The 26,174-nt window shown below is 63.8% G+C and carries 25 protein-coding genes; 9 read left to right on the top strand and 16 right to left on the bottom strand.

The annotated features are described in order from the left end of the window. Both KGM94_RS08625 and KGM94_RS08620 read left to right on the top strand, forming a co-directional pair. Positions 1-510, top strand: a 510-nt coding sequence (locus tag KGM94_RS08625; protein ID WP_300256890.1) for an ABC transporter substrate-binding protein, incomplete at its 5' end; no start/stop codon positions are given. 35 nt (positions 511-545) lie between these two features. Then, entirely contained in the window at positions 546-998 is a 453-nt protein-coding gene (locus KGM94_RS08620) for a cupin domain-containing protein (RefSeq protein WP_300256888.1), read from the top strand. A 14-nt stretch (positions 999-1,012) separates the two neighbouring features. On the opposite strand, the gene KGM94_RS08615 is transcribed toward KGM94_RS08620, so the two are convergent. From KGM94_RS08615 to KGM94_RS08605, 3 genes are all read right to left on the bottom strand, one after another. Continuing rightward, positions 1,013-2,263: a flavin-dependent oxidoreductase gene (locus KGM94_RS08615; RefSeq protein ID WP_300256885.1), complete on the bottom strand. Its 1,251-nt coding sequence runs from the start codon at positions 2,261-2,263 to the stop codon at positions 1,013-1,015. Positions 2,264-2,316: 53 nt separating this feature from the next. Beyond that, positions 2,317-4,668 (bottom strand): bifunctional salicylyl-CoA 5-hydroxylase/oxidoreductase, encoded by a 2,352-nt coding sequence (locus tag KGM94_RS08610; RefSeq protein WP_300256882.1) that lies wholly within the window; start codon positions 4,666-4,668, stop codon positions 2,317-2,319. 158 nt (positions 4,669-4,826) lie between these two features. Beyond that, on the bottom strand, positions 4,827-5,588 hold the full coding sequence (locus KGM94_RS08605) for an SDR family oxidoreductase (RefSeq protein ID WP_300256879.1): 762 nt from the start codon (positions 5,586-5,588) through the stop codon (positions 4,827-4,829). 198 nt (positions 5,589-5,786) lie between these two features. On the opposite strand from KGM94_RS08605, the gene KGM94_RS08600 reads away from it, so the two are divergent. The 5 genes from KGM94_RS08600 to KGM94_RS08580 are packed head-to-tail and all read left to right on the top strand — an operon-like array spanning position 5,787 to position 11,522. After that, positions 5,787-6,617, top strand: coding sequence for an alpha/beta hydrolase (locus KGM94_RS08600; protein WP_300256876.1), 831 nt, complete (start codon positions 5,787-5,789; stop codon positions 6,615-6,617). Further along, positions 6,614-7,903, top strand: coding sequence for an acyl-CoA dehydrogenase family protein (locus tag KGM94_RS08595; protein WP_300256872.1), 1,290 nt, complete (start codon positions 6,614-6,616; stop codon positions 7,901-7,903). The genes KGM94_RS08600 and KGM94_RS08595 overlap by 4 nt, the downstream gene beginning before the upstream one ends. Before the next feature lie 2 nt (positions 7,904-7,905). Beyond that, positions 7,906-9,441, top strand: coding sequence for an AMP-binding protein (locus tag KGM94_RS08590; RefSeq protein ID WP_300256870.1), 1,536 nt, complete (start codon positions 7,906-7,908; stop codon positions 9,439-9,441). Beyond that, a complete protein-coding gene (locus tag KGM94_RS08585; protein WP_300256867.1) occupies positions 9,438-10,526 on the top strand; it encodes an NAD/NADP-dependent octopine/nopaline dehydrogenase family protein in 1,089 nt (362 codons plus the stop codon). Before KGM94_RS08590 ends, KGM94_RS08585 begins: the two co-directional genes overlap by 4 nt. Positions 10,527-10,529: 3 nt before the next feature. Beyond that, positions 10,530-11,522 (top strand): 3-hydroxybutyryl-CoA dehydrogenase, encoded by a 993-nt coding sequence (locus KGM94_RS08580; protein WP_300256864.1) that lies wholly within the window; start codon positions 10,530-10,532, stop codon positions 11,520-11,522. Here the strand turns inward: KGM94_RS08580 and KGM94_RS08575 are convergent. The 6 genes from KGM94_RS08575 to KGM94_RS08550 form a co-directional block, all read right to left on the bottom strand. Continuing rightward, entirely contained in the window at positions 11,519-12,565 is a 1,047-nt protein-coding gene (locus KGM94_RS08575) for a peptidase M29 (RefSeq protein WP_300256861.1), read from the bottom strand. The genes KGM94_RS08580 and KGM94_RS08575 overlap by 4 nt on opposite strands. 38 nt (positions 12,566-12,603) lie before the next feature. Next, on the bottom strand, positions 12,604-13,371 hold the full coding sequence (locus tag KGM94_RS08570) for an ABC transporter permease subunit (RefSeq protein ID WP_300256893.1): 768 nt from the start codon (positions 13,369-13,371) through the stop codon (positions 12,604-12,606). After that, positions 13,368-14,153 carry an ABC transporter permease gene (locus KGM94_RS08565; RefSeq protein ID WP_300256858.1) on the bottom strand — a complete coding sequence of 262 codons (786 nt, stop codon included), beginning with the start codon at positions 14,151-14,153 and terminating at the stop codon, positions 13,368-13,370. Before KGM94_RS08565 ends, KGM94_RS08570 begins: the two co-directional genes overlap by 4 nt. After that, positions 14,150-14,995 (bottom strand): ABC transporter ATP-binding protein, encoded by an 846-nt coding sequence (locus KGM94_RS08560; RefSeq protein ID WP_300256855.1) that lies wholly within the window; start codon positions 14,993-14,995, stop codon positions 14,150-14,152. The genes KGM94_RS08565 and KGM94_RS08560 overlap by 4 nt, the downstream gene beginning before the upstream one ends. A gap of 118 nt (positions 14,996-15,113) precedes the next feature. After that, a complete protein-coding gene (gene ilvD / locus KGM94_RS08555) occupies positions 15,114-16,808 on the bottom strand; it encodes a dihydroxy-acid dehydratase (protein WP_300256852.1) in 1,695 nt (564 codons plus the stop codon). Between the two features lie 78 nt (positions 16,809-16,886). Beyond that, positions 16,887-17,870 carry an ABC transporter substrate-binding protein gene (locus KGM94_RS08550; RefSeq protein WP_300256849.1) on the bottom strand — a complete coding sequence of 328 codons (984 nt, stop codon included), beginning with the start codon at positions 17,868-17,870 and terminating at the stop codon, positions 16,887-16,889. A gap of 181 nt (positions 17,871-18,051) precedes the next feature. Between KGM94_RS08550 and KGM94_RS08545 the strand changes: the two genes are divergently transcribed. Further along, positions 18,052-18,960: an NAD(P)-dependent oxidoreductase gene (locus tag KGM94_RS08545; protein ID WP_300256847.1), complete on the top strand. Its 909-nt coding sequence runs from the start codon at positions 18,052-18,054 to the stop codon at positions 18,958-18,960. Positions 18,961-18,996: 36 nt separating this feature from the next. Here the strand turns inward: KGM94_RS08545 and KGM94_RS08540 are convergent, their stop codons facing one another. From KGM94_RS08540 to KGM94_RS08525, 4 genes are all read right to left on the bottom strand, one after another. Further along, positions 18,997-19,557 (bottom strand): flavin reductase family protein, encoded by a 561-nt coding sequence (locus tag KGM94_RS08540; RefSeq protein ID WP_300256845.1) that lies wholly within the window; start codon positions 19,555-19,557, stop codon positions 18,997-18,999. A gap of 9 nt (positions 19,558-19,566) precedes the next feature. Then, positions 19,567-20,724: an acyl-CoA dehydrogenase family protein gene (locus tag KGM94_RS08535; RefSeq protein ID WP_300256843.1), complete on the bottom strand. Its 1,158-nt coding sequence runs from the start codon at positions 20,722-20,724 to the stop codon at positions 19,567-19,569. Between the two features lie 362 nt (positions 20,725-21,086). Next, a complete protein-coding gene (locus KGM94_RS08530) occupies positions 21,087-22,343 on the bottom strand; it encodes a CoA transferase (protein WP_300256841.1) in 1,257 nt (418 codons plus the stop codon). A 234-nt stretch (positions 22,344-22,577) separates the two neighbouring features. Next, on the bottom strand, positions 22,578-22,874 hold the full coding sequence (locus tag KGM94_RS08525; RefSeq protein ID WP_300256839.1) for a GNAT family N-acetyltransferase: 297 nt from the start codon (positions 22,872-22,874) through the stop codon (positions 22,578-22,580). On the opposite strand from KGM94_RS08525, the gene KGM94_RS08520 reads away from it, so the two are divergent. Next, complete coding sequence (locus KGM94_RS08520) at positions 22,785-23,663, top strand: tail fiber protein (protein ID WP_300256837.1); 879 nt, start codon at positions 22,785-22,787, stop codon at positions 23,661-23,663. The two genes, KGM94_RS08525 and KGM94_RS08520, sit on opposite strands and share 90 nt — an antisense overlap. 14 nt (positions 23,664-23,677) lie before the next feature. On the opposite strand, the gene KGM94_RS08515 is transcribed toward KGM94_RS08520, so the two are convergent. The 3 genes from KGM94_RS08515 to KGM94_RS08505 all read right to left on the bottom strand — a co-directional run bounded on the left by KGM94_RS08515 (position 23,678) and on the right by KGM94_RS08505 (position 26,109). Continuing rightward, the gene (locus KGM94_RS08515) at positions 23,678-24,046 is read right to left on the bottom strand and encodes a hypothetical protein (protein WP_300256835.1); all 369 of its coding nucleotides are present in this window, start codon (positions 24,044-24,046) and stop codon (positions 23,678-23,680) included. A 142-nt stretch (positions 24,047-24,188) separates the two neighbouring features. Beyond that, complete coding sequence (locus tag KGM94_RS08510) at positions 24,189-24,488, bottom strand: hypothetical protein (RefSeq protein WP_300256833.1); 300 nt, start codon at positions 24,486-24,488, stop codon at positions 24,189-24,191. Beyond that, positions 24,481-26,109 carry a hypothetical protein gene (locus KGM94_RS08505; RefSeq protein WP_300256831.1) on the bottom strand — a complete coding sequence of 543 codons (1,629 nt, stop codon included), beginning with the start codon at positions 26,107-26,109 and terminating at the stop codon, positions 24,481-24,483. The genes KGM94_RS08510 and KGM94_RS08505 overlap by 8 nt, the downstream gene beginning before the upstream one ends. Positions 26,110-26,174: the final 65 nt, after the last annotated feature.

Below are 26,174 nucleotides of genomic sequence, written 5' to 3'. Positions count from 1 at the left end.
CCGGGCGGCATGGGCGTCAATCTCGTCAAACAGTATCGGCAGGCAGGCCTTGCGGATACGGTTCCGGTGCTTTCGGCCTTCACGGTGGACGAGTCGACGCTGCCGGCGCAGCAGGACGCCGCCATCGGCATGTTCGGCGGCGCTAACTGGGCGCCCAATCTCGACAATCCCCAGAACAAGAAGTTCGTCGCGTCCTATGAGGCAGCCTACAACAGCGTCCCCGGCACCTATGCCTTCCAGGCCTATGATGCCGCCATGTTGATCGACAGCGCGGTCAAGGCGGTGAAGGGCGACCTCAGCAACAAGGACGCCGTCTCCGCGGCGCTGAGGAAGGCCGACTTCACCTCACTGCGCGGCTCCTTCAAATTCAACACCAACGGCTATCCGATCCAGGATTTCTATCTCACCAAGGTCGCCAGGCGGCCCGACGGCAAATTCCAGACGGAGATCGTGCAAGAAGTGTTCGATAACTATGGCGACCGCTACGCCAAGGACTGCAAACCGAACTGAGCGAGCGTTGACCAGAGTGCAAGGGAGGAGTTCGAATGACGAGCGAGATCGCCGGCATCACGCGGGCCAATGAAGGCATCCAGGGCATTTCCTGGAACATCCTCGGCCAGACCTATGTTCCAAAAAGCCATTCGGACAACAGCTTCTCCTGGCACGCAACGCTGCCGCCGGGCACCTTCGTGCCGCCGCACATTCATCCGGACCAGGACGAGTACATCTACATGCTCGAGGGTAAACTGGACTTCCTCCTCGGCAATTCCGAGACGCAGGGAACGGCGGGCGATACGGTGCGCCTCGCCATGGGCGTGCCGCACGGCATCTTCAACAAGTCCGATCAGACCGCGAAGGTGCTGTTCTGGGTATCGCCGAGCCGGCGGCTCTATGATCTGTTCTGGGCCCTTCACAACATGAAGGAGCAGAAGCCCGAAGAGGTCGTGGCGCTGGCCGCCGAATACAACATCCACTTCCTGCCGCCACCGCCCGCCTGAGCCGCGGGCCGGCCTCAGGCGCGCACCGCCGTCAGGCCGGGAACGGCCGCAAAACCCGCCTTGGTCGCGTAGCCCTTTACGATTGCCTCGCGCTGGGCGTAGCTCAGAACGCTGTCGATATCGTCGAAACCGTTGGGCGCGAGCTGTTCGACCGCATCGATCACTCCTTCCGGACCGCCACGGCGGTTGGAGCGGACGATCTCGGCGGTCATCGGGAGGCGCTTCTTCTCGTACTCGACCAGCGCCTGACGCGGGTGCTCGGAGCGCACCAGCGCGTCCGCGAGACAGCGCGCGTCGAGGATCGCCTGCGAGGCCCCGTTCGAACCGACCGGATACATCGGATGCGCGGCGTCGCCCAGAAGCGTCACTCGCCCGCACGACCAATAGGGCAAGGGATCGCGGTCGCAGGTCGGATATTCGTAGAACTCGGGCGTCGCCGAAATCAGGCTTTTCACGTCGACATAGGGCACCAAGAAGCGCGCGACATGCGGCATCAATTCCTCGCGCCGGCCCGGACGCGACCAGTCCTCCTTGCGCGGCGGCGGGACGTTGCCCTCGCCGATCTTCACCAGCACCGCCCAATTGGTCAGGCGGCTTGCCGGGCTCGACCCCTCGCCGATCGGATAGACCACGACCTTTGCGTTCAGGCCGCCCGCGACGATCATCGACTTGCCGGTCAGGAACAACGGCCAGTCCCGCGCGCCGCGCCACAGCATCAGGCCGTTCCAGCACGGCGGGCCCTCATTGGGAAACAGCGTGTCGCGCACCCGCGAATGGATCCCGTCGGCGCCGATCAGGATGTCGCCACGCGCGGTTTGAACGTGCCCGCCGGTGCGATCGAAGAAATAGGCGATGACACCGCCTTCGTCCTGAGTGAACGCGCCGAGCCGGCAGCCGGTGTGAATGATCTCGGGCCCCAGCCGCTCCTCCACGGCACGGTGGATGACGCCCTGCAGCCGGCCGCGGTGAATGGAGAATTGCGGCACGTCATGGCCCGCATCGATGCCGCGGGCTTCGCGCCAGACCTCCTGACCGTGCCGGTTGAGATAGTAGAGCTGGTCGGTGCGGATCGCGACGGCGTCGAGCTTCTGCAGGAGGCCGAGCCCTGCGAGCTCCCGCATGGCATGCGGCAGTGTGTTGATCCCGACGCCAAGCTCTCGAATGGAATCCGACTGTTCGAAAATCTCGCAGCCGATGCCGCGAGCCCGCAGCATCAACGCCGTCGTAAGACCGCCGATTCCGCCGCCAACGACAATTGCCTTCATCGCCCAAACTCCACAGGATACGCCAGGCAATGGCGGTAACGTGGCACGGGCGGTCACTCCGCCGCAAGCGGCTTTGTCGCCTCCGCCTTGAGCTCGGCCCGGGTCTTGGGCTTAGCCTTAACCCGCAACTCCTCGAAATCCTGCCGGTCCCGCACGCTGTTGCGGAAAATCTGCTCCTTCCCGGGCAGGTATTGCGGAGGACAGAACACCCCGTCCGCCCCATACCAGGCCGCCGCCTTCATGGTGAAGAACGGATCGACCAGATGCGGACGGCCGAGCGCGACCAGGTCCGCGCGGCCGGCAGCGAGGATCGTATTCGCCTGATCGGCGGTCGTGATGTTGCCGACGCACATGGTGGCGACACGGGCTTCGTTGCGCACCTGGTCGGAGAACGGCGTCTGGAACATGCGACCATAGACGGGCTGAGCGTCGCGCACCGTCTGCCCCGTGGAGACGTCGACGAGATCGACACCAGCCTCGGCGAACGCCCGCGCGATCTCGACCGCGTCATCGCCCGTGATGCCGCCCTCGGCCCAGTCGGTCGCAGAAATGCGCACCGACATCGGCTTGTGCGACGGCCACACGGCCCGCAGGGCTTCGAAGACCTCCAGCGGAAAACGCAGCCGGTTGGTCAGCGAGCCGCCATAGCCGTCGGTACGCTGGTTGGTCAGCGGCGAAATGAAACTTGCGAGCAGATAGCCGTGGGCGCAGTGCAGCTCGAGCATGTCGAAGCCACAGTGCTCTCCGCGCCCGGCTGCCGCGACGAACGCATCCCGCACCGCGTCCATTCCCGCACGGTCGAGCTCGCATGGCGTTCTGCTGTCGGGGAAATAAGGCAGCGGCGACGCGGAAACCACGTCCCAGCCGCCCTGCTCCAGCGGCCGGTCCATGCCGTCCCACATCAGCTTGGTCGCACCCTTGCGACCGGCATGGCCCAGTTGCAGGCAAAACTTCGCGGCCGAATTGGCATGGACAAAGTCCACGATGCGCCGCCACGCGACCTCCTGCTCGTCGTTCCACAAGCCGGCGCAACCCGGCGTGATGCGCGCATCGCGACCGATGCAGGTCATCTCGGTGAAGATCAGGCCGGCCCCGCCGATCGCCCGCGAGCCGTAGTGCACCAGATGGAAATCGGTCGGCACGCCCTCCTTCGCCGAGTACACGCACATCGGCGAAACCACCGCGCGATTGGCCAGCTCCATCTCCCTCAGCCGGAAGGGCTGGAACAGCGGCACTTGCGGCCGCTCGATATCGACATCGAAGCCATTCGCGCGGACCCGCTGGGCGAACGTCCTGTCGACCTCGGCGACGAAATCCGGCGCCCGGAGCTTCAGATTGTCGTAGGTGATGGCCTTCGACCGCGTCATCACGCCGAAGGCGAATTGCACGGGGTCGAAGTCCCAGAAGCGATCGACATGCTCGAACCAGACCAGCGAGACGTCGGCGGCATGCTGGGTTTTTTCGACCTCCTCACGCCGGCCCTGCTCGTATTCTTGAAGAGCAGCCTGAATACTGGGCGCGTTCTGCATGGCATCGGCCAACGCAATCGCGTCTTCCATTGCAAGCTTGGTGCCCGAACCAATGGAAAAATGCGCGCTCGCCTTGGCATCGCCGAGCAGCGCCATGTTATCCTTGACCCAGCGCCTGCTGCGGATCATCGGAAAATTGCGCCACATCGAGCGATTGATCAGGAGCGGATGTCCGTCGAGGAACCAGCCGAAGATCTCGGCCATCCGGGCTGCCGATTGACTCTCGTCCAGGCCCGTGAGGCCGGCTCGCTCGAAGGTCGCGGGATCGGTTTCGAAAATCCAGGTCGAATGGCCGGCCTCATATTGATAGGCGTGGGCGATGAACGGGCCCCATTCCGTCTCCTGGAAGATGAAAGTGAACGCATCGAGCGGCTTGGTCGACCCCATCCAGGCGAACTTGTTCGCACGGAGATCGATCTCGGGCTGAAAGTGAACGATGTGTTTTTCGCGGAAGCGGCTGTTGATGCCGTCGGCGAGCAGGATGAGGTCGGCGTCGGCGAGCCGCGCTTCGTCCTCGATGTCGGTCTCGAAGAGCAGATTGACGCCGAGTTCGCGCGCCCGCTCCTGCAGGATCAACAGCAGCGTGCGCCGCGAGCAGCCGCAAAAGCCGTTGCCGCCGACCCTGTGCGCCGTGCCGCGAAAATGCACGACGATATCGTCCCAGTACGCGAATTCCTGGGTGATCCGGCGGTAGCTCGGCAGATCATGCTTCTCGAAATTGTCGAGGGTGGCGTCGGAGAAGACCACGCCGAAGCCGAAGGTATCGTCGGGGCGGTTGCGCTCATAGACCGTGATCTCGGCGCTTGGACGCTGCTTCTTCAGCAGAATTGCCGCATAGAGACCAGCCGGTCCGCCACCGATGACCGCGACCTTCATGGGAGCCTCGTCAATCTACCCGATCATGAAATTATTTTAAACCTAAAATAATTTTTGACAAGTCCCTTCGATTGCGTGCGCCCGGATGCCCGCTCAGTTACCCCGGAATATCGGCTTGACCCGCTCGGGGACGGTTCTGTGGTGCGTGCGAGGCTGCGCTAGATTTCGCCGCCGGCCACGGCAACCGCCTGTCCGGTGATCGCACCGGCTCGTTCGCCGCACAGCCAGAGGACAGTATCGGCGACCTCGCCCGGAGTGATCAGTCGACCTTGCGGGTTGTTCCGTGCAAGCTCCGCAATGGCCTGTTCGCGGCTGCGCCCGGTCTTCTTCATGATGGTTTCGACGCTACCGGCAACGAGGTCCGTATCCGTGAAGCCAGGGCAGACCGCGTTCACGGTGACCCCGGTGTTCGTCAGTTCCAGGGCCAGCGACCGGACCAGTCCGACCACGGCATGCTTGGCGGCCGTGTAGGCAGTAACGTAGGGATAGCCCTTCAGTCCTGCGGTCGAGGCGATCGCGACGATGCGGCCGTAAGGGCGGCTCTTCATATCGGTCAGGACGTTGCGGATCGCATGGACGACGCCCATGAAGTTCACGTCCATCATCCGCTCAAAGAGCGCATCGTCGGATTTTGCAAAGAGCGCCGATTCCGCGCTCCCCGCATTCGCGACGAGAATATCGATCGGTTGCCGCGCCGCCGCCTTTGCGATCGCGGCCCTGAGCGAAGCTTCGTCCGCAACATCGGCGACGGCGGCGAAATGTGCGGCACCGGAATCGACGGCTTCGTTCAGCGGCGCGGCATTGCGCCCAATCACGGTCACCACCGCGCCGGCGCCGGCCAGGGTAGCCGCGATCGCACGGCCGATGCCACGGCCACCTCCCGTCACCAGCGCATGCGAAGAATGCGGCAGTCCGGACATGCGCACGCTCCCTGAAAGCTTCGACAACTCCGGATATATTTTAAACTTCAACTTTTTGCAATGAAGGCAACATCTCGGCTTGCGCGCCCGCATCAGAAGACATCAGGCGCGGCCTGAACATTGCTTTAAGCATAAAATTGCGACTTCCCATCCCCGACACACCTGTTAGCATCGCCTGACCGAGCCAGAGGAAACCGCGTGCAGCAACCCACGCCGACGATCACGAGCGATGGACGCTTCGCCTATGAGGTCGTGGGCAATCCGGACGCCGTGCCCCTGATCTTCCTGCACGGCATCGGCGGCGCCGCGCGGGCGTGGCGCAACCAGCTCAGCACCTTCGGCGACCGCTTTCGCGCCATTGCCTGGGACATGCCGGGCTATGGCGGATCCGCGCCGCTTGCCAACGTCAGCATCGCCGCCCTGGCAGACGCATTGCAGCAGTTCCTCCAGCAGGTTGGAGCCGCCACACCGATCCTGGTCGGCCATTCGATTGGCGGCATGATCGTCCAGCAATGGCTGGTGCAACATCCCCGGGCCGCGCGCGCGATCGTGCTCGCGCAGACGAGTCCCGCCTTCGGCAAGCTCGATGGCGATTGGCAAAGATCCTTCATTGCGGCACGCCTTGGTCCGCTCGATCGCGGAGAGACGATGGCTTCGCTCGCCCCCTCGCTGGTCAGGGAGCTGGTGGGCGACAATCCGGATGAAAGGGGAATGGAGCTTGCGCGCGCCTGCATGGCCAGCGTGCCCGAAGCAAGTTATCGCGCGATGATGCTGGCGCTGGTCGGATTTGACCAGCGCCATGCCCTCGGAAACATCGCCGTGCCGACGATGCTCTTGTCCGGCTCCAGGGACAACAATGCTCCGGCGCCGATGATGGCGAAGATGGCAAGCCATATTCCGTCCGCCCGCTATATCGAGCTCGCAGGCGTCGGGCATCTCGCAAATCTCGAACGTCCCGATGCCTTCAATGAGGCGCTCAATGGATTTCTTGAGTCCAACGTGGCCAAGACACAGGTGACCTCGCAATGACCATGCAAGTCGGCAAGGGCGTCAGCGCGACCGGCAGGGTCGCACTCGATGCCCCGATCTTCGATCCCGTCGCGTTTCGCCTGAACGACGAGCAGACCGCCATCATTGCGCGCGCGAGAGAGATCGGCCAGACGGTGTTCGCCGGACGGGCGGCTGCCCACGACCGCGACGCAACGTTTCCGACCGAGAATTACCGCGATCTGCATCGCGTCGGCCTTCTGGGCATCGCGATCCCGAAGAAGCATGGCGGCCTCGGCGTCGACTATCAGACCTACGCGCTGGCCGCGGCGGAGATCGGCCGCTATTGCGGCGCGACCGCGCTCACATGGAACATGCACGTCTGTTCGACGCTGTGGTCCGGGCCGCTGGCCGACGATCTCGACATGGACGCCGCGATCCGCGCCGAGCACGAGCGCCGGCGTGCCATCCACTACAAGCGCATCGTCGAGGATGGCGCGATCTATTCCCAGCCCTTTTCGGAAGGTGGAGCCGCAGCCGCCGGCGGTGTCGCTTTCGGCACCGAGGCCAAACCGGTCGACGGCGGTTGGGTTGTCAACGGCAAGAAGATCTTCGCCTCGCTCGCGGGACATGCCGACTATTACGGCGTGCTGTGCACCGAGGTGGAAGAAGGCGAGCAGGCTTCCCGGCGCAACACGCTGTACCTCGCGATTCCTGCCCAATCGAAGGGAGTCTCCGTCGTCGGGGACTGGGATCCGCTGGGCATGCGCGGAACGGTCTCGCGCACGTTGCTGTTCAAGGACGTCTTCGTTTCGGAAGATGCCGCCCTGATGCCGCGCGGTATCTACTACCAGGCCGCATTGCGCTGGCCGCACATGTTCCTGACGCTCTCGCCGACCTACATGGGCCTTGCCCAGGCGGCCTACGACTTCACGGTACGCTATCTGCGCGGCGAGGTCCCGGGCATGCCGCCGATCAAGCGCAGGATGTATCCGACCAAGCAGATCGCGGTTGCGCAGATGCAGATCAAGCTCGAGCAGATCAAGGCGATCTGGTTCCAGGCCGTCACCGAGGCTCAGGCCAATCCCAGCAAGGAGCAGGTGCTGCGCGCCTACGCCGCGCAATATTCGGTCATGGAGGGCGCCAACGAGCTCGCGACTCTCGGGATCCGCACCTGCGGCGGCCAGGCGATGCTGAAATCGCTGCCGCTGGAGCGCGTCTATCGCGACAGCCGCTGCGGCGCGCTGATGCTGCCATGGACCGCCGAGCTGTGCCTCGACCGCATCGGCCGCGAGGCGCTGTACGAAGCCGGCGAATCGGACGATTGAATGTGGATCTCTGCAGCCTGATCGATCGCAACGCGGCCTTCGCGCCGGACAAGCCCGCCATTCATTTCGAAGGCGAGAGCATGAGCTATGCCGCCTTTGCGGCGCGCATCGAGCGGACAGCCTCCGCCCTCAAGATCGAGCTCGGCGTCAGCCGCGGCGACCGCGTCGCGATCCTCAGCCTGAACCGGCCCGATTACCTCGTCCTGCTCTATGCCTGCGCGCGACTTGGCGCCATGCTGGTGCCGCTGAACTGGCGGCTGGCCGCTGCCGAGCAGCTGTTCATTCTCTCGGACGCGAGCGTGAAAGTGCTGGCGCTCGAACAGGCCTTTGCCGCGATCCTTCCCGAGCTCGAGTGGAGCCTTCCCGGGATCGCGGTCGTCGGCCTCGATTTCGACCCGCCGCGCGGCCTGGCAATCCAGCCGCTGCTGACGCGCGCGGGAAGCAACGGTCGCAATCCCCACACCGACCTCTCCTGTCCGCTCCTGATCGTCTACACCTCGGGCACGACCGGTCGCCCGAAGGGCGCGGTGCTGCGCCAGGAGGCGCTGTTCTGGAACGGCGTCATGAGCCAGCACATGCACAACATGACGTCCGACGATCACGTCCTGACCGTGTTGCCCTTCTTCCATGTCGGCGGTCTCAATATTCAGACCACGCCGGCGCTGCAACTCGGCGCGACGGTCACGATCCATGCCCGCTTCGCGCCGGATGCGGCGCTCGCGACCATCGAGCGCGAGCGGCCGACACTCACGGTACTCGTCCCCGCCACGATCCAGGCCGTGACCGATCATCCCGCCTGGGCCACGACCGATCTCTCCTCCCTGAAAGCCGTCGCCACGGGATCGACGATCGTCCCGCCGCATCTGATCGAGCGATTCGTCAGGCGCGATGTTCCGGTCCTGCAAGTCTATGGATCGACGGAGACCTGCCCGATCTCGATCTATACGCGGCTCGGCGGCGACCTGTCCCGCGAGGGATCGACCGGGCTCCAGGGGCTCTGTTGCGAAGCGAAGATCATCGGGGATTCCGGAGCCGAGTTGCCGCCGGGTGCACCCGGCGAGATCGCGGTGCGCGGTCCCAACGTCTTTTTCGAATATTGGGGCAACGCACAAGCCACCCGCGAGGCGCTGCGCGACGGCTGGTATCGCACCGGCGACATCGGCGTTTGCGATCAGGACGGCTATTTCTGGGTACGCGACCGCAAGAAGAACCTGATCATTTCCGGCGGAGAGAACATCTATCCCGCCGAGGTCGAACGCGTGCTGCTGGAACACCCCGATGTCAGCGAATGCGCCGTGATCGGCCGGCGCGATCCGCGCTGGGACGAAGTCCCCGTCGCCTACGTGATCCGACGTGCAGGCTGCCGGCTCGAGGCGGACCAGTTGAAGGCATATCTGCAGGCCCAGCTTGCCCGCTTCAAGATCCCGCGCGAAATCGTCTTCGTCGCCGACCTGCCGCGGACCGCGCTCGGCAAGGTGCAGCATTTTCTACTGAGGCAGATCGACGAACAGTCGCGGAAGCAGGGAGAGGTGTCGTGAAGATCGCCGTTCTCGGCGGCGGCAACGGGTCATTCGCGGCCGCCGGTGATCTCGCACTTTCAGGCCACGACGTGCGCCTCTGGCGGCGGGACGCAGATCAGGTCGCGGCGCACCGTGCGGCCGGATCGCGTATCCTGGTGAAGGACCATGGCGGCCGGCACGACGTGAAGCTGGCGCTGGTGACGACGGATATGGCCGAGGCGATCGGCGGGACCGAGTTGATCCTGTGCCCTGCCCCGGCGTTTGCGCAACCGGATATCGCCCACCTGCTTGCGCCGCATCTGCGCGACGGACAGGTGGTGTTTCTCCCGCCGGCGACCTTTGGCTCGATGATCTTCGCCCTGGCGATGCGGGATGCCGGAAACGGCAGCAAGGTGAGCTTCGCCGAGACCGGTACGCTACCCTGGTTGACGCGCAAGCATGGCCCGTTCGAGGTGGCCATCACCATCCGCGCCAAGCGGCTGCCGGTTGGTGTGTTCCCGGTTCATCGGGCACCGCACGCGCTTGAGGTGATCGGCCGCGCATTCCCGAACGTGATCGAGTCATGCGGCGACGCACTCTCCGGCGCGTTGATGAATGCCGGGCCCATCATCCATCCGCCGCTGATCGTCATGAACGCCGGCCCCATCGAGCATTTCGAGCGTTGGGATATCCACAAGGAGGGCACGCAGGCCTCGATCCGTCGGGTCACCGACGCCTTGGACGCCGAGCGGATCGCGGTACGCGAAGCGCTCGGCTACGCCGCACCTCATTTCCCGCTGGCAAATCACTACGCCAGGGAAGGCGAGATCTGGATGTACGGCCGCGGCTCGCATGACCGTCTCACCGATTCCGGCGACTGGCGCGAGCGAATCGTGCTGACCGAGCACAGGTACATGCGCGAGGATTTGCGGCTCGGGCTGTCGTTCCTAGTTTCCGTCGCCGAGCTGGCGGGCGTTGCCACGCCGCTGGCGAGAGCCTTTCTCGCCGTTGGCGGCGCGATTTGCGGAGAGGATCCCGGGTACGGCAGGCGCACGCTTGCGACACTCGGCCTGGCCGATCTCGACCGAACCGCCTTGCAGAAGCTTCTGCGTGAGGGATTTTGACCGATGACACAGTGTCCGGCAATCGCCTGTCTCGGTGCCGGTCGAATGGGCCGCGGCATCGCCGTCGCTTTCGCCTATGCCGGCCACGCGGTCACCATGATCGACGTCAAGACGCGTTCGGCGGCGGACTTTGCCAGGCTCAACGCCGATGCGAGCGACGAGGTTCGCAAGACGCTTGGCACACTGGTGCGCCTTGGATTGCTGACAGAGGCGAGTGCGGACACCGTGATCGCCCGCGTGTCGATCGTGCCTGCGAGCCAGAGCGAAACGGCTCTCGCGACCGCCGATATCGTCTTTGAGGGCGTTCCCGAGGTCGTCGATCTCAAACGCGAAGTGCTGGCGGCCGCGTCAAGGCTGGTCCGCCGCGACGCCGTCATGGCATCCACGACGTCCACGATCCTGGTCGACGACCTCTCCGGCGCAATTGAGCATTCTGACCGCTTCCTCAACGTGCATTGGCTCAATCCGGCCTATCTGATCCCGCTGGTTGAGGTTTCGCCGGGCGCAGCCACCGATCCGGCCGTTGTCGACAAGGTCAAGACACTGCTCGAAGGCATCGGAAAAGTGCCGGTGGTCTGCGCCGCGAGGCCTGGCTTCATCGTGCCGCGCATTCAGGCGCTTGCGATGAACGAAGCGGCGCGCATGGTCGAAGAGGGAGTTGCGAGCGCCGAGGATATCGACAAGGCGATCCGGTTCGGATTCGGCTTCCGCTATGCCGTGCTCGGACTTCTTGAATTCATCGATTGGGGCGGCGGCGACATCCTCTACTATGCCAGCCGCTATCTCGAAGGCGCGCTCGGAAGCGACCGTTACCGCGCGCCCGCGGTGATCTCGCGCAACATGCAGGAAGGCCGTATCGGATTGCGCACCGGCGCCGGTTTCCTCGACTATTCCGGCCTCGACGTCGACGCCTATCGGGAGCAGCGCCTCAAGGCGATGGTCGACCTGCTCAGGCACTTCGGCCTCGCAAGGCCGCCGGTGCTCGACCCGAACTAGCCGAAGACGTCCTGCAGCACGCCCTCCTTCACCACGGCGACGCCGTCCAGCTCAATGGTGGTGCCCATCATCGGCAGGTCGAAATGCCCCGCGGTGTAGCGGCCGGCGAACTCGTTGGCGCCCGTCGAGAACAGGAAATTCCCCGAAACGGCTCGGATTTCCGTGCCGTTGGTGTCGCGCTGATCGTACATCGACAGCGCCTCGTAGCGCGCGCCCGGGTTCATGCCGAAACCCACATGCGAGACCGCGTAGGCTTCGCGGTCGCCCCAGGCAGCGAGATAGGCACGCATCATCGCGGCGTCCGTGCCCTCCCCCTCCAATTGGACCACGTAGTCGTTCTTCAACGTCATCTTCACCGGCGACGTCAGATAGCGCTTGAAGGTGAGATTGATGTCGCCGGGCGCCATGACCAGAGTGCCGTTGATCGTCCCGCTCTTGGGGAAACTAACGACGATGCCGCCCGGCCAGTGGGCAAGCGTACCCGGCTTGTCGGTCCATCCCCACACGCCCACCGTGGAGGCCCCGATCATGTCGATATCGAGCGCGGTCCCCACTCTCGACGTGACGCGCATCCGCTTGGTCGCGCGCAGCATCTTGGCCGCAGCCCGGACGCGCTTCTCCAGGGCCGTATCCGGCACCATGCGCTCGAGCGCCTCCGGATGTTCGTTGGAAATGACCAGGATGCGTGCCCCCGCCTTGAGGATTTCCGGCGTCTCGACTGCATGCATCAACCCTTCGACGGTGCAATCGACGACAAACCCGGCCTGCTGAAGCGCGCTGATGACCGGTCCCAATCGCTGGATCGCTTCGCTGGCGCCGGTAGAGCGAACCGGCACGACATGCCGGTTGCGCGGTGTTGGCACGATCACGTGAAACGGCCGCGCGCCCATACGCAGGAGTGCGAGCTCCGCCAGGTGTACGTTCAACGCACGCGACTGGGTTTCCGAGAGGATCGCCGCGGTATCGCTGGACTTGACGGCACACCGCTCGAAGATCTCGCAAAACGCGTCGATCCATTTCGCCTCAATGCGGTCCGCCAGCATGTCGCCTCTCCCGTCTTCAGGTCTCTTGTTCCGTCAAATTACACTTCAGGAAAGCCCCGCAGCAGGTACGACCGCACGGCCTGCAGCAAGCCGTTCAGAATCAAACCTAAGAGCGAGATCGTGATCAGCGGCACGAACATGTCAACCGCCTGGAACGTGCGCGCCGCTGTAACCAGGACATGACCGAGGCCATCGGTCGATGTGATCATCTCGGCCAGGAATACGACGATGCAGGAGATCACCAGGCCGATCCGGCAACCGGTCAGGATCGACGGCATCGCGGCCGGCAGGACGACCTTGAACAGGATCTCGCGCCGCGGCGTGCCGGCGGCCATCGCCGACCATATCAACTTCTGCTCCACGGTGGAGGCGCCGAAATAGGTCGACAGCAGGATCGGAAACAGCGCATCCGCAGCCACGAGCGTGATCTTCGATTCGTGATTGAAGCCGAGCAGGAGCAGAAGTGCCGGATAGAGCGCGACCTTGGGCAGGGGCGCGAGCACGCGCACGATCGGGCGCACCACGCTGTTGATCGCGGGGCTGGCCGCCGCAGCGATACCGATGCCTACGCCGAACACCACCGCAATCAGAAACCCGCCAAACAACCGGATCAGGGTTGCCACGATCTCCTGCTGGAACGTGGACGTCACGAGTTGCTGCAGCAAGCGGCCAAACACGATCCCCGGCGGCGGCAGCAAGGTCACGGGAGCAAAGCCGAAAGACACGAGGCCCTGCCACAGCGCGAGCACCAGAGCAATCGGCGCCGTGCCGAGCAGGACATCTGTAGGGAGGATGCGCGGTCTCATGAGAAGCTCAGTGGCATGTCGAACTGCGGCTCGGACCATCGCACCAGCCGCGCGCGAACTCTTTCGAACGCCGCGTCGAGGCAAATTCCCATCGCTCCGACGATGATGATCATCGCGAACACGGTGTCGTACTGCCCCATGTCGAGCGCGTTGAAGAGAATGTTTCCGGCCCCCGACTGACGCGCGATCATCTCACTGGTGATCATGGTGATCAGCGCCAGCACCAGGCCCGTGCGGCAACCCGTCAATATCTCCGGCAATGCCGCGGGCATCACGATCCGGACCAGGCGTTGCGCCGCCGAGAGCCCCATCGCAGCGCCGGACCACACCATCTTCTCCTCGACGGCCTTGGCTCCCTCGAAGCTGTGATAGATCACGGGCAGGCTGACGCCGAGAAAGATCACAAGCGTCTTTGCGATGTCGCCGACACCCAGCCAGAGCATGATGATGGGCATCAGGGCCGCTTTCGGAACGGGATAGATCACCATCAACAAGGGATTGAAGAAGGCCTGGACCTGTCGGCTGCGCCCCATCAGCAGGCCAAGCGGGACCGACACAGCAACGGCCACTCCGAAACCAACGGCCATCCGCCGAAGCGAGGCCAAAATGTTGATCAGGGCTTCCTTGTCGCCGAGGATGGCCGGAACGGCGCGGATCGCCTCGACCGCGGTCGGAAAACTGTCGTTCTTGAGGAGAAGCGACGCAACCTGCCACAGCGCAAGCAGGCCGATGCAGGCAAGCACCGGGGCGGCACGCGCGATCAGGGCTCCGCGCTGCGTCATGCGCCCGGCCCCGCCTCATCGTCGTCGTCGAACATACGCTCGATGTCGACGACGAATTTCTGATAGCGCGGGTCGAGCAACAACTCGGTGCGGCGGCGCGGTCTCGGCAGTTCGATATCGACGATCTGCCGGATGCGGCCGGGAGATCGCGACATCATCACGACCTTGTCCGAAAGAAACACCGCCTCGTCGACCGAATGCGTCACGAAGATCACCGTCTTCCGGTCCCGTTCCCAGATGTTCAGCAGATCGTTCTGCAGCCGGGTCCGGGTATGCGCATCCAGCGCGCCGAACGGCTCGTCCATCAGCAGGACTTCGGGATGGTAGGCGAGCGTGCGCGCAAGAGCCACGCGTTGCTTCATGCCGCCGGACAGCTCCTTCGGGTAGAAATTCTCGTAGCCCTTGAGGCCGACCATCTCGATCAGCGCCCGGCTCTGGGCCTCGGCGTCGACGGCGCGCACGCCCTGCTGCCGCGGCCCGTACATCACGTTGCCGAGCACACTCTTCCACGGAAACAGCGCAAATTCCTGAAACACCGGGCCCCGGTCCGGCCCCGGCCCCGTGATGGTCTTACCCTTCATCTTCGCGATTCCGCTGGTCGGATTCACGAAGCCGCCAACGATGTACAGCAGGGTCGACTTGCCGCAGCCGGACGGCCCAAGAATGGAAACGAAGGCCCCCTCTTCAACGCTCAACGAGATATCCGACAACGCCAGATGATCGCTGCGGGCCGACGTCTGGAATACCTGCGAGACGCGATCGATCTCGATCATTGCGGCCACCGGTTCTCGTATCAGGCCCGGCCCCGTCACTTCTCCTGATCTCGAAGGCTGTACCTTCATTCCCTCTCTCGTCTCATTCAGTCGCGCCTTCGATGTGCTTAGTTCCTTCAATCAGCGGCACCAGATCAGCAAGAACGCTGCCAGACCAGCGCTGCCCTGCTGGCGCCAGCGCAACCGATCAGCCGAACCACGGCCACTCCGCAGGTCCCTCATGGGTGACGGCTCCGCCCGGCGCCTGACCGACGAGCCGCGCATATTTCGCGAGCGCTCCGGCACGATGGCGCGGTGGCGGCGGCTTCCACTCGCGTCTTCGCGTCGCCAACTCCTCTTCCCCAACCAGCAAATCCATCCGCCGGCCAGCAGCATCAATGCGAATTCTGTCGCCCTCGCGCACCAGCGCCAGCGGACCGCCGACAAACGCTTCCGGCGACACGTAGCCGATACACATGCCGCGTGTCGCACCGGAGAACCGGCCATCGGTGATCAGCGCAACTTTTTCACCCATGCCCTGACCATAGATCAATGCGGTGACACCAAGCATTTCCCGCATCCCCGGACCGCCGACCGGCCCCTCATTGCGGATCACGAGCACCTCGCCTTCCCCGTAGCTGCGGCTCCGAACCGCATCAACGCACGCTTCCTCATCCTCAAACACACGTGCCGATCCTTCAAAGAGCAAGCTCTTCAAGCCGGCAACCTTGATCACGGCTCCGTCAGGACAGAGGTTGCCCTTCAAGACGGCAACGCCGCCGTCGGGCATGATCGGCGCGCGGGTCGGGTAGACAACTTCCCCGTCCGGGGCGTTGGCGCTGCCATACTCCTCGGCAAGGGTTCGCCCGGTCACAGTCAGGCAGCTTCCGTCGATGTGTCTGCTCTGGATCAACTCCCGAATCACGACGGCCGCGCCACCGATGTCGTGGACATCCTTGGCCGTATACTGTCCTCCCGGGCGCAGGTTTCCGATCAGCGGCGTCCTTACGAAGACCTCGCCGACATCATCGATGCCGAAGCGGATGCCCGCCTCGTTGGCGAGTGCCGGCAGATGCAACGCGGCGTTGGTCGATCCGCCCGTCGCGGCGACGATCGCGGCGCCGTTTTCCAGCGCTTTCCGTGTCACGATGTCGCGCGGAAGCGGACCGCCTCGCTCCAGCATCTCCATCACCAGCCGTCCTGCACGGCGCGAGACGTGCGCCCGTTCAGGGTAGACGCCGGGGATCATCGAAACGTTGGGCATGGTCAGCCCCATGGCCTCGGAGACCATGCCCATCGTATTGGCGGTAAATTGCCCGGCGCATGCGCCAATCGTCGGCAGGCAGGCGCGTTCGATCCTTTCAAGCATGGTGCCGTCGATCTCGCCGGTCATGAAGCTGCCGACGGCCTCGTAGGAGTCGAGCACCGTCAGGGTTTTTCCGTCCAGCCGACCCGGCAGCGCGCTGCCACCGTAGATGAAGATCGACGGCACGTTGCAGCGGATCATTCCCATCATGACGCCTGGAAGCGTCTTGTCGCAGCCGCCAAACCCGATCAAGGCGTCATAGGCAAGGCCATGGACGACGGCCTCGATCGAATCCGCGATCAGTTCGCGGGAAAAGAGGGAGAACTTCATCCCCTCGTGGTTCATGCTGATGCCATCGGAGACCGAGACAGTCGTGAATTCGCGCGGCGTTCCGCCGGCTTCTTCAATCCCCGCCTTGGCCGCATCCACCTGAAAATCATGCGTCATGTTGCAGGGCGTTTGTTCGCCCTTCATGCTGACGACGCCGACCATCGGCTTGGCGAGCGCTGCGTCGTCCAGCCCCATCGCGCGCATGAAGGCCCGATGCGGCGCCCGGTCGAGGCCGTCGGTCGTGACCCGTGATCGCAACTTCTTCATGCGTGCTTCATGTCATCCGGCATCCCGACGAAAATCGGGAGCGTCACGATCCCTTCGATCCAGCGATCGGTCGCATCGCTATTGCAGCGGCGCGACGATCGTCGGGTGCTTGAACTGAGCGACGTCCAGCTTCGGCAACATCCCTGTCTCCGCGTAGATGTCCAGCATCTTCTGGATCGCCGGGAAATTCGGTGCGGCGCCGGGGTCCCGGCCGAAATCATTATCCTTCAGCAGATAGGTGTCGAGAACCGGGACCGGGGCCTTGAGGACCTCCGAGACCACCTTCAGCGTCTCCTCGCGGTTCGCCAGCGCCTTCTTCATGCCGGAGGTGATGTCACGCACATAGGCCTTCACCAATTCCGGGTTCTTGTCGACGAAATCGGCGCGGCAGGCTTCGAGGATATGCACGATGTTCGGCATCGCCTGCGACAGCGAGAACAGCTTGCGAGTGCCGCCCTTTGCTTCCGCACGCGCGGCAAACGGCTGGTTCATGTTGACCGCATCGACGCGGCCTTGCCGCAGCGCGTCCTCCGAAACGGCAAAGCCGACCTCGACGAGCTTGATGTCCTTGGCCGGATCGACGCCATTCTGCTTGAGCAGCATGTTGAACGGCCCCTGCGTGCCGCCGCCGATCACGGAAATGCCGACCGTCTTGCCCTTGAGGTCGGCGATGGTCTTGATCGGCGAGTCATCCATCACGGCCCAATAGACCGAGAAGCCGCCGGGCTTCTCGAACACGTGCTGTGCGACGATGTAGGCCTTGAGATTGCCGCCGACCACGCCGTTCGCGAGCGACAGCGGAGCCTGGGTGGCGCAATCCAGCGCGCCGGCAGCGAGGGCCTGGGTCATCGGCGCCGTACCCTGGAATTGGGTCCATTCAATGTTGTAGGTCTTGCCGAGATTGGGAAATTCCGCCGGCCGGCGCATCATCCAATATTTCGACTCCTCCGCCGGAATTGTCCAGCCGACGCGGATCGTTTGCTGCGCCTGCGTCGGGCTCGCACTTCCGATGACGGCTGCCACCGCGCCAATCGCCAGGATCCACTTCGAAACCGCACGCATCTTGCCAGCTCCACTGCTTCGGCGCCAACAGGCGCCACCCAACCCAGCTTGCTCCCAAATGTTTCATGGTTCAAACAACGAGGCAAGCCGGGCCGGTGCCCCCAAATCCTCAATCCGGAAGGAGATTCATGCTAGATCGCCGAGCGGACCACTTCGCGTCGCGACATGAGGAGAGCAGCCGATGACTGAATCCGGAGGCGCAAAGACGCAGGCAGCCGAGAGGCTCGGCTATCTCGGGCTCGGCCTGATGGGAACGCCCATGAGCCGACGCCTGCTCGAGGCCGGCCACGACGTCACGGTCTGGAACCGCTCCCCTGACAAGGCGCGTGCACTGGTCCAGGCCGGTGCCAGGCACGCCGCTTGCCCCCGCGACGTGGCCGCCAACGCCAGTATCGTCTTCATGTGCGTGACGGACGCGGCTGCGGTGGAGGAGGTGATCTTCGGTGCGAAGGGCCTTGCGGCAGCGCCAGGAGCGGGCCGGCTTGTGGTCGACTTCTCGTCGATCCACCCCGACGCCGCGCGCGACATCGCGGCGCGGCTAAGGGCGAAAAATGGCATGGGCTGGATCGATGCGCCGGTTTCCGGCGGCAGCAAGGGCGCGGAGGAAGGGACCCTTGCGGTGATGGCGGGCGGAGATGTCGCGAATATCGAAAGGGTACGGCCGTACGTTCTCGCAATGGCACGCAGGTTCACCCATATGGGACCCACCGGAGCCGGTCAGACCACCAAACTCTGCAATCAGGTGATCGTCGGCTGCGCGATGGCGGTCCTCGCGGAAGCCACCCGGCTTGCGGTGAATGCGGGGATCGACGCCGGACGGCTGCCTGAGGCGCTCGCAGGAGGATTCGCCGATTCCATTCCGCTCCAGCTCTTCGTCCCGCGAATGGTGCAGGGCGTTCACGCGCCGCCGCTCGGCCACATCGCAACCATGCTGAAGGATCTCGACACGATCGCCGACGTTGCCCAGGCGACATCGACCCCGGTGCCGATGGCGTCTCTCGCCGGCCAGCTTTTCAGGTTGGCGAAAGCGGCGCGCGGAGCGGACGCGGATGCACTCGAGATCTACAAGCTGTCGGCGGGAAATCCCTGAATTCGATCCGAGGGAAGCCAGCTCGGCCGTTTCGCTTCAGGATGATTTCTGCCCGGCGTCGGCCAGGAAGCGTCCATATGCGCCTTGCGCAAACAGCAGCGGCTCCTTTCGGTTGTACGAGTATGCCTCTACGGCCCCGAGGAAAATGACGTGATCTCCGCCGTAGTACCGATTGACCGATCGGCACTGAAAATTCGCGACGCTATCTGCAAGAATTGGCGCGTTTCCCAGACCCGGGCTCCAAACGACGCCGGCAAACTTCTCATCTGACGACTTGGCGAACTTGTTGGCGAGCGCCTGTTGCGAAGCCCCGAGCACGTTGACGGCGAAATGGCTCGCATTCTGGAATACGGTCAAACTCGACGAATACACCACGAGACTCCACAGGACGAGCGGCGGATTCAGGGAGACCGAGGCGAACGAGTTGCACGTCAGGCCGTACGGCTTGCCGTCCGGCGCAGCCGCCGTGATGACCGTCACACCGGTTGCGTAGGTTCCGAGCGCATTGCGAAAATCGCGGGGATCGATCGGCGAACTGCCGCTCGCCAGCTCGTTGGCTGGATCGTGCGCGGCCGGTTGCTTGGGGACGTCATTCATGAGCCCGCCTCACAGCGTCAGGTTCTCAGACGGCAAGCCCAGTGCCACGCGGCCATAGTTTGTCCCAGCCGCGTCGAAGTTGAACGCGAGGTGCGAGTTGATGGCGTGGGCATCGCGAAATTGTCGCTGCAGCACGCCAGTCGTGAACAAGCCGCGGGCTCCGCTCGCCGAAAACAGCATCGAGACCGCCTCGGTACACAGATTGACCGAGAAGGCGCCGTCACGACGATACCTGGTCTTGGCGATAATGCTTGGAATGCGGCCGCACCGCGCATCATCCATCGCCTCGATACAGGCCGAACGCATGATCAGCCGCGCGGCGTCGACCTTCGAGGAGGCGTCCGCGATCTTGATCTGGGTGCTCTGAAAGTCGCTGAGCTTGGCCCGGTTGTAAGTCGATATGCGGTGGCGCACGGCCTCGATATAGTCGTCCAGGCACGCCTGCGCGTTCCCGAGCGCGACGCCGGACAGCACGTAGGGAAACAGGGAAAACACCGGCAGCGCATAGAGCGGGTTTGGATTGAACACGCTTCCCGGCGAAGGTCCTCCGGCGAGATCGCCGACCGCAACCGTCATGTGGTCAGCAACGAAAGCGTCCCGCACTTCCACATCGCTCGACCCGGTTCCGCGCAGCCCCGCGACGTTCCAGGTGTCCAGAATTTTGTAATCGCCCTTGGGAAGCAGAAAGATGCGATACTCGATGCCATCGGCCTCGTCGTCGGATGAAACCACGCTGGCGAGCATGTTCCACTCGCAGGACGCGACGCCGGAGGAGAATGGCCAACTGCCGCGCAGCCGGTAGCCGCCTTCGACCTTGGTGGCACGACCGGCCGGGAAGATGAAGGACGATGCAATCAGCGCGTTTGCGTCCTTGCCCCAAACGAGCTCCTGGGCCTGTGGTTCGAACATGCCCAGCATCCAGTGATGGCTCGCCAGATTGGCAAAATTCCAGGCGACCGAGGCATCGGCCTGCGCGAGCAGGTCGGCGCAATCGACCAGCGCGACGTAGTCGAGCTCGGCGCCGCCAAACCGCTTCGGCTGCAAAAGTCTGAAAAGGCCGGCGTCGTGCAGATCCCGCTCGGTCTCGGGCGGAAGGCGCCGCAACTCCTCCGTTCGAACCGCCCGCTCCTTCAGTTGCGGAATGAGCGCCTTCGTTCGCGCGATCATCGCCGCATAGGCGCGATCGTCTGTCCGCGGCGCAGCAGTCTGACTCGTACCCGGTCTTTGACCACCCGCCGCCATTCGTGTCCCTCACTTCAAGACTGTTATGCGGCGGGAGCCGCTGCAAATCAAGACGAGCAACGTCAACGCCCAACCGACGCCTCGTTGCCGGGCGTTTCGAGCGAATGCGATGTCGCAAAATTGGGCAGTGCAGAAACAGAGTTCCGCGACAGATGGCCAGAACCGTAGACCTGCATGCCTATTGCCGCTCCTTTGGTCAGTCGTACCGCCTCCGCTCCTTTGCGGCGCTACGCCAGCTCAGGCCGGACAGATCTGCGTGCCCGCCGCCAACCGGACCAACCACCTGATCAGGTCGCCCGCTTCTTGCCAAAGACCCCCTGCTCCGCGAGTTCGGCAATCCTCTGATCGCCATACCCCAACGTCCGGTGCAACACGTCGTTGGTATGCTCGCCGAGCAGCGGCGCGGCAACGGGGTCGATCGCGGGCGTCAGGCTCATGGACACCGGCTGCTCGATGTTGGGCACCCACTCCGCGGTGGGATGCGGAATTCGGCTGAGCCGTCCGCGCTCCCGCGCCTCCGGCGCGTTGAACCCCTCTTCGACCGTCCTGAGATAGCCAACGGGAATGTTGGCCTTCTTCATCTTTGCCATCCAGCTCTCGAGACGATCGCCCGCGAACACTTCCGCGATGGCCGCGCGCAGCTTTTCCTTGTTCTCGGACCGCGCCTTGCGGTTGGCAAAATGCGGATCGGTGATGAGATCCGGCCGATCCAGCACTTCGACCACCAGGCGCTGGTAGAGCCGATCATTGGCGCACGCGATATAGAGCGGCCCGTCCGATGCCTCGTAGACGCCGACGGTCGGAGAGCCACTCGGCGAGTTGCCGAACCGCCCCGGATTCTGGCCGTTGATCAGATAGGCCATGCCGTAGAAGCCGGTCATCGCCATGGCGATATCGAACAAAGCTACCTCGACGTGCTGTCCGCGGCCGAGACGGTCCCTGGCCAAGAGGGCCAGCAGGATGGCGTTGCAGGCGGCCATTCCTGTCGCCATGTCGACGATGGGCGGACCGGTCCGGACCGGCGGACCGTCGGGAAAGCCATTGAGCGACATGAAGCCGCTTTCAGCCTGGGTAATCGGGTCAAACCCCGGACGCATGGCAAACGGGCCGCGGCGTCCATAGGCCGAGATCGAGCAATAGACGAGCCGCGGATTGATCGGGGCAACCGACTCGTAGTCGAGCCCGAATCTCTTCATGACGCCGCCGGAAAAGTTCTCGACGACCACGTCCGCCTTGCGGATCAACTCTCGCGCAACCTCCTGCGCCGCAGGTATCGCGAGGTCCAGCGCGATGTCGCGCTTGTTCCGGTTCAGGCTGAGATAGGCCGCGCTCTCGCCCCCGATCTCGGCATGTTCGTATGCGCGCGTATCGTCGCCGCCGTCCGGGTTCTCGATCTTGATGATTTCCGCGCCGAAATCGCCCAGCGTTTGTGTGCAGGCCGGCCCTGCGACCACCCGGGTGAAATCGATCACCAGTAGTCCATCAAGTGCGGTAGGCCCTTCGGCGCGCGGCCTGCGCTCCGGCAGTTGAGGCTTGATCATCATGCGCGCTCCCGTACATCGGCTTGTGGCCGCCGACTTCTTGCATGGTCAAACTTTAAAGCGTGGCTTCCTCGACTCCGCAAGTGCCTCGCCCCGGACGCGCGTCCCGAACGCAGAAGAGGCCCGGCAGCCACTGGCTGCCGGGCCGTTCGGTCCATTCGAGATGCCGCCATGCCTAGCGGCTCCGCGGGTGTCGCGAACCCTACCCCTGCCGGGCTCATTCCGCTTTGCGGGATACTAAGAGGCATCACGCTTCCACAGACATTTGCGCCAATACAGGGTATGCGTCCATCCCCAGGGCACGTCGGGCGCATACAGCCGATAGCCCGCCCTGATGAAATTGTTGGCGGAGGCTGCATTGTCCGTCGTATCCGAGACAATGCTGACCCAGCCCTCGCGCCGGGCCCGCGCCTCCATGGCCCTCATCAGTCGCAGTTGAAGCGCATGGCCACGATGCTTCTCCGACACGCCCACGCGGCAAAAGTAGCCGCTGTTGCGCTCGCGGGCCGACGCGACGACGCCGGCGAAGGCCACTGCCTGATCGCCTTGGTGAGCAAGCCACCAAACGCCCTGGTCGAATTGCGGAACAGCGGCGCTGTCGAGAAGCCATTGCGGCCGGCGCCGAATGTCGAGCTCCAGTCCGGCGTCCTGATCCAGGGGACGCCTTATGCGGCCGTCTACAACAACTCGGATGCTGCGTTCTATTTGTATGGGGTGGGGACCGACCCGGGCATCCCGCTAGGGTCAAGCATCGACTATTGGGGCACGAGCGCCCCGACCAGTGCTTTCGCGTTGGCCTACGGCCAGGCGATTTCACGCACGACCTATGCGCCCCTGTTTTCGCTCTTCGGCACGACCTACGGCAACGGCGACGGCAGCACCACGTTCAATCTGCCAGATCTTCGTGGGCGTGTCGTCGCCGGCAAGGATGACATGGGCGGCAGCGCTGCAAGTCGTCTGACGTCGGCGTATTTTGGAACTAGTGCAGCAACACTCGGGGCTGTGGGTGGCTCTCAAAATCACGCGCTGACTCTCAGTGAATTGCCGACTGGTATCACCTCGGCAAACGCGTCTCAGGCAATATCGATCACCCTTCAAGGCAAGTTTCCATATGTCGCTTCGAATGAAGGCATTGCGTCGGTCCCCGTTCCAAGCACTGGCGGTTCTTATGCCGTGTATAACTCTGGCGGCACTAGTTGGTTCGCGGCCACGTCTCTTTCATCGAATAACTCGATCAGCGTTACATCCACTAACACGAGCGGCAATGCTCACTCTATCATCTCGCCGACGATCGTCGCCAACAAATTGATTAGGATAATCTAGTCTGGCGGGTCTGCCTAGACGCTCACGAATGGCAGGTGCTTGATCCTGTCCCACTGTTGCGCGTGCGGTATGCCTGAGAGTTGTTCTCTCATTCTCTTCGGCTTGGGGTGACGCACTGTCACGGCGAACTCGCCGAAGACGTATTCGATCTGGAATGGAAGAGACAGCTTGCATGGCGCGACGTCGGGAAGTCGGTTCGCGCTGAGCACGAAGGATTTCAGGATGGTCAGGTCGATATGCTGATCTCGGATTGACAGTTCGGGTGACATGGCAACCCGAATAACCAGCATGCTTGTCTCGCCTTCGCGCGACGAGGCCGGGTTGCTCGCAACGGCGAGCAATAGCCCGATCACGCCAAACCGCCACACGTTCCGAAGTAGCACGTCCGACTCCTGCTTTCTGCTTGTTCACCAATGCCGAATGGCTGTCGATGACTCCGAACGGAGGCGCGAGTGTCGCGTCCTTCGACGACAACCTAAGAGGGATAGAACGACACGCGAACGATAGTCAACGAGTCTTGAGACTTCAGATGATCCCGAACCGCTTCCGCCGCTCCGCCGTTTCGGCGAGCTCCTTCAGCTCCGCGTGTGCGAGCTTGCCGTTGGCGACGATGCCGGCGAGATGGTCGCGCACCTTGCCGACGATGTTGATCGCGAGGAACAATTTCTCACGTCCCGCCGCATCGTCGACCGTGGTCGCGCGCCAGGCTGCGATGTAGCTCTTCTCGAGTGCATCGAAGGCCTCCGTCAGCAGTTCGTCATCCAGGAGCGCCTCGGCCCGAACCGCCCTCGTCGCCGCCCGCTCCAGTGCGCTCTCGTCAGGCATTCGCATCCCCCTCCCCGTTCGGCCGGCCCGCCTTCAGTTCACGATGGGCGGCAGAGGCCGCCATGCCCAACGCTGCTTCCGCGACGTCCATGCGATGCTGCTCCTGCGCATGCTGCAGCTTCTGTTCATGGCTCAGCGTCTTGAGATGTGCATCGAGCAATGCGATTTTGGCGTCGAGCCCGGCCTTGATCCTGGCGAGTTCAATCTCGGCCTGCATCTTCACCTGCTGGTGAATCGCATCGGCCTGCGCCCTTTCGTGCTCGATCTGCGCCTTGTGCGCGGCAGCGACCTGGTCGGCCTGCAGCCGCGCCTGCAGCGTCGCCAATTTCGGATCGGGCGGCGGTTGTGGCGGCGTGGGCGGCGGATGCAGGAGCTGGCCGGTCTGCGGGTTGACGGCCGCGGGATCATTGAAGAACCGGTCGGGGTTCTTGTGCCCCATGATCCGCGTCAACTCGGCGGCGGTGTTGTAGAGTTCGCGATCGCTGACGAGATTGATCTTGCCGCCGACGACCAGCTCCTTCTGGATGTTCGCAATCGCCATGGTCTGGGCGAATTGCTGAGCCTTACCGCCGGAACCGAGGCCGACGTTGATCGTCATGTCGTCGCGGGTTTTCCAGTTGCGCGGATCGACGTCGACCCAGGCGTTGCGCAGACGCACCGTCTGCTGCCGCTGGCCGTGCTTGCGTATGGTGCCGTGCAGCAGCGCAAAGACGTCGCGCACGCCTTCCGCCATGATCCGGGCGATCAGCTTGATCCGCATCTGCGAAGCAGAGAATACCTGCGCGACGGCGGTTGCCGACTGGTTCTGCAGTGCGTTGGCGTCAATGCCCTGCGTCTGCTTGCCGAGCCCGGTGCGGACCTCGAGCTCGGCGTCGAGATACTGCAGCATCGGATAGATCGACGAGGTGATGTCGGGCACCACCTGCCAGTTGAGCCCGCCGGCCGTTTTGGTGCGCACCACCCCGCCCGGCCGCGACACCAGGAGATCGTCCAGCGTGTTGGGCCCTGCATTCTGCTCGGCCACCTCGACGCGAGGGTTGTTGTGCAGATAGAGATTGTCGAGCGCGCCGCGCTTCAGCGCGGTCTTCTCCCGCTGCAGCGACATCACGAGGTCCGCGATCGAGCGGCCGAAGAAGCGATGCGTCACCGGCACCGGCGTCGTCGCGGCGAAGGGCATCGCGTCGAACGGCGTGATGCAGTCCTTGCCGTCCTTCCGCAGGATCTCGCCCTGCTCGCCACCGGTGATGACCTGGTAGAGGCACGGCCTGCCCGTGCCTTCAAAGTCCATGCGCACATAGTGCTCCGTGATCCGCACCAGCCGCGCCGCCGAATTGACGCCGTCGCCGCCCGCGGTCGCCGCGAGGTGCTCCTCGACCGTGTCGCGGGCCAGCGTCTCGATCTCCGTCGCGCCGGCACGGGGCGCGAGCGACCTGATCTGTCCGGCATCAAAACCTTCGGCAATCAACTGCCCTTCGGTCTTGGTGACGACCTCGTGGAAGCAGTAGTTGCAGTCACGGATATTGCGGGCGCCGCGCTCGATGCCGAATTCCTCCGGCGGCACGCCCATGACCCGCGCCTGGGCGAGCTTGCGCGTGGTGACGATGGTGACGTCGTGCGTCACGGGAGGTCCCAGTGGCACGGGCGGCGCCAGAGCAAGCAAGGGAACGGGCATGTGTGATTGAACTC

This window comes from Bradyrhizobium sp. (assembly GCF_028868675.1).
Taxonomy (GTDB): Bacteria; Pseudomonadota; Alphaproteobacteria; order Rhizobiales; family Xanthobacteraceae; genus Bradyrhizobium.
This window is presented reverse-complemented; position numbering and strand designations above follow the sequence as displayed.